4 protein-coding genes are annotated in these 2,912 nt (G+C 69.3%); 3 read left to right on the top strand and 1 reads right to left on the bottom strand.

Annotated elements, in window-relative coordinates; genetic code table 11:
• Positions 1 to 325: 325 nt before the first annotated feature.
• A complete protein-coding gene (locus ACFPZL_RS11865; protein ID WP_218114624.1) occupies positions 326 to 616 on the bottom strand; it encodes a metal-sensitive transcriptional regulator in 291 nt (96 codons plus the stop codon).
• Positions 617 to 769: 153 nt separating this feature from the next.
• On the opposite strand from ACFPZL_RS11865, the gene ACFPZL_RS11860 reads away from it, so the two are divergent.
• The 3 genes from ACFPZL_RS11860 to ACFPZL_RS11850 form a co-directional block, all read left to right on the top strand.
• A complete protein-coding gene (locus ACFPZL_RS11860) occupies positions 770 to 964 on the top strand; it encodes a hypothetical protein (RefSeq protein WP_218114625.1) in 195 nt (64 codons plus the stop codon).
• Positions 965 to 1,190: 226 nt separating this feature from the next.
• Positions 1,191 to 2,660: an MBL fold metallo-hydrolase gene (locus ACFPZL_RS11855; RefSeq protein ID WP_218114626.1), complete on the top strand. Its 1,470-nt coding sequence runs from the start codon at positions 1,191 to 1,193 to the stop codon at positions 2,658 to 2,660.
• 18 nt (positions 2,661 to 2,678) lie between these two features.
• On the top strand, positions 2,679 to 2,912 hold a 234-nt coding region (locus ACFPZL_RS11850; RefSeq protein ID WP_382335555.1), incomplete at its 3' end, for a TSUP family transporter.

The raw sequence follows: 2,912 nt of genomic DNA, 5'->3' as shown, positions 1-2,912 counted from the left end.
CTTGAGCCGCCCGGCGAAGGCATCGCGCAGGCGGGTCTCGGCCGCGGGGTCGCCGGCATCCGCGAGGCGCAGCAGCTGCTCGGCCTCGGCGCGGGTATCGGGGTCGGGGTCGATGGCGATCCATGCCCGCACCTGCGCCTCGAGCGCGTCGGTATTGGGGGGACCGTCTGTCATTCCCACAACGTACCACCTCGCCGGATCGGGAGGCCCCCCCCCCCCCCCCCCTGTTGCCGTCGTCCGCCTTCCCGATTGTCGGACCCGCTCGCGTCGCGTCTGGGAGGGCTCCACCGGCCGGCTTCCGGCCCGCCAGTGGGGCGCGGAGGCGTCAGGCGAGCGAGAGGAAGAGCTTCTCCAGCTCTTCGGGGTCGAGCTCGTCGTCGGGGTTGGCGAGGCACTCCCTGAGCGCGGTGGAGACGACCAGGAAGCCGGCGCGATCGATCGCCTTCGACACCGCACTCAGCTGCTGCACCACGTCGCGGCAGTGCGCGTCGCCCTCCACCGCGGTGATCACGGCGGCGAGCTGGCCGTGGGCGCGGCGCAGGCGGTTGACGATCTTGCGCTTGGCTGCGGGATCGTGATCGAGGGCAGTGGGCGCGGCGCCGATCGATTCGCTCATGTCGGGCTCCTTCTGTCGCTTCTTCCACGGTCGGACTTGACATCCATAATACCCCATGGGGTATAGTTCCGAGTAGATCAAAATACCCCATGGGGTATTAACTCCAGTTCTGCTGGATCCCACCTGCCGAGACACGAACACGAGGAGCCGCTCATGTGCCGAGCGACCAGATGCCGCACCTGCAACAAGACCACCTGGGCCGGTTGCGGCCAGCACGTCGCCATGGTGAAGGCGAGCGTGCCGGCCTCCCAGTGGTGCAACGGCAAGCACACCCCGGCCCAGCTCAAGGCCGCCGAAGAGGCGAAGGCCGAGCGCGGCGGCTTCTTCGCCCGCCTGTTCGGCCGCTGAGCAGCTCCCGCATCGCCGAATCGAAACCGATACCCGCGTTCGGGGCCGAGCCCCGTCGACCCGAGAGGACCGAGCACCATGTGCGCACGAATCACCTGCCCCACCTGCGGCAAGCCCACCTGGGCCGGCTGCGGCAATCACATAGAGGAGGCGCTCCGGGGCGTGCCCGAGGACGAGCGCTGCCACTGCGACGCGTAGACACGTACGACCCGAGAGGAACGAAACCATGCTGCTGGAACGCATCTACGACGAGGATCTCGCACAGGCGAGCTATGTGATCGGCTGCCAGGCGAAGGGCCTCGCCCTCGTCGTCGACCCGCGCCGCGACATCCAGGTCTACCTGGATATCGCGGAGAAGAACGGCATGACGATCGCGGGCGTCACCGAGACCCACATCCACGCCGACTACCTCTCGGGTACGCGCGAGCTCGCGGCCCGCACGGGCGCGACGATCTACGTATCGGATGAGGGCGGCCCCGACTGGACGTACTCCGACGCGTTCGACGGCGCCGAATCGGGCAGCGCCGAATCGGGCCCCGCCGTGCGCATGAAGCACGGCCATCGCATCGAGCTCGGCAACATTACGGTCGAGGCGGTGCACACTCCCGGTCACACCCCTGAGCACCTGTCGTTCCTCGTGACCGACGGCGCGCAGGCGAGCGACCCCGGCTTCATGCTCACCGGTGACTTCGTGTTCGTCGGCGATCTCGGCAGGCCCGATCTGCTCGATGAGGCCGCGGGCTTCGTCGATACCCGGTTCAAAGGCGCGAAGGATCTCTTCGCGAGCCTGCGCGACCGGTTCCTGACGCTGCCCGACTACGTGCAGGTGCTGCCCGCGCACGGGTCGGGATCGGCCTGCGGCAAGTCGCTCGGAGCGATCCCTGCCACGACGGTCGGCTACGAGCGCGCCTTCTCGTGGTGGGGCCCCTATCTCGCGAACGACGACGAGCAGGGCTTCGTCGATGAGCTGCTCAGCGGTCAGCCCGATGCCCACGCCTACTTCGGCCGCATGAAGCTGCAGAACAAGGTCGGGCCGGCCGTGCTCGGCGATCACGCCGAGCTCATCGAGTACACGGCCGACGAGTTGCGCGCCGAGCTCGCCCACGACAACGTCGTCTTCGTCGATACCCGCCACCACAGCGAGGTCCACGAGGGCACCGTCGCGCGCTCGCTCAACATTCCGGGCGCCGAGAAGGCCGCGAACTACGGCGGGTGGGTCTACAACCCCGAGGTCGAGCATCGTGCGCTCGTGCTGCTCGCCGCCTCGCGCGAGGAGGCCGAAGAGCTGCGCGACCACCTGATCCGCGTGGGAATCGACACCGTCCGCGGCTACATCGCCTCGCTCGACGGGCTCGAGCTCGTGCGCCCGCAGCTCGTGAACCCCGATGATCTCGACGGCTTCGCGCGCTCGCTGCTGCTCGACGTGCGCAACCGCACCGAGTACGCGGAGGGGCATCTGCCCGGCGCTGAGCAGCTCTCCGGCGGCCGCGTGCTGTGGAACCTCGACCGGCTGCCCGCTCCGGACGCCGGCACGATCGTGAGCTACTGCCAGAGCGGGGTTCGGAACAGCGTGGCTGCGAGTGCGCTGCGCCGCGAGGGCTACGACGTGGCCGAGCTCGACGGCAGCTACCTCGGCTGGGCGTCGCGCCCGGGCAACGCACCCGTGGTCGGCGAGCCCGAGCCCGCCGCGGTCTGAAACCCTGAAAGGATCCGCATGGAACCCGCGATCATCGTCGGGCTGGCGCTCGCCGTGCTCGTCGGCGTCTCCCTGGGCCTGCTGGGCGGGGGCGGATCGATTCTCACCGTGCCGATCCTCACCTATGTCATCGGCATGGACTCGCGCGAGGCGATCGCCGCGTCGCTCTTCATCGTGGGCGCGACGAGCGCGGTGAGCGTGCTCGCCCACGCCCGCGCGGGGCGGGTGCGGTGGCGCACGGGGCTGATCTTC

The organism is Leucobacter soli (assembly GCF_042659205.1).
Lineage (GTDB): Bacteria > Actinomycetota > Actinomycetes > Actinomycetales > Microbacteriaceae > Leucobacter > Leucobacter soli.
The sequence above is the reverse complement of the archived record's forward strand: the minus strand, read 5'-3'. Positions and strand labels throughout refer to the sequence as shown.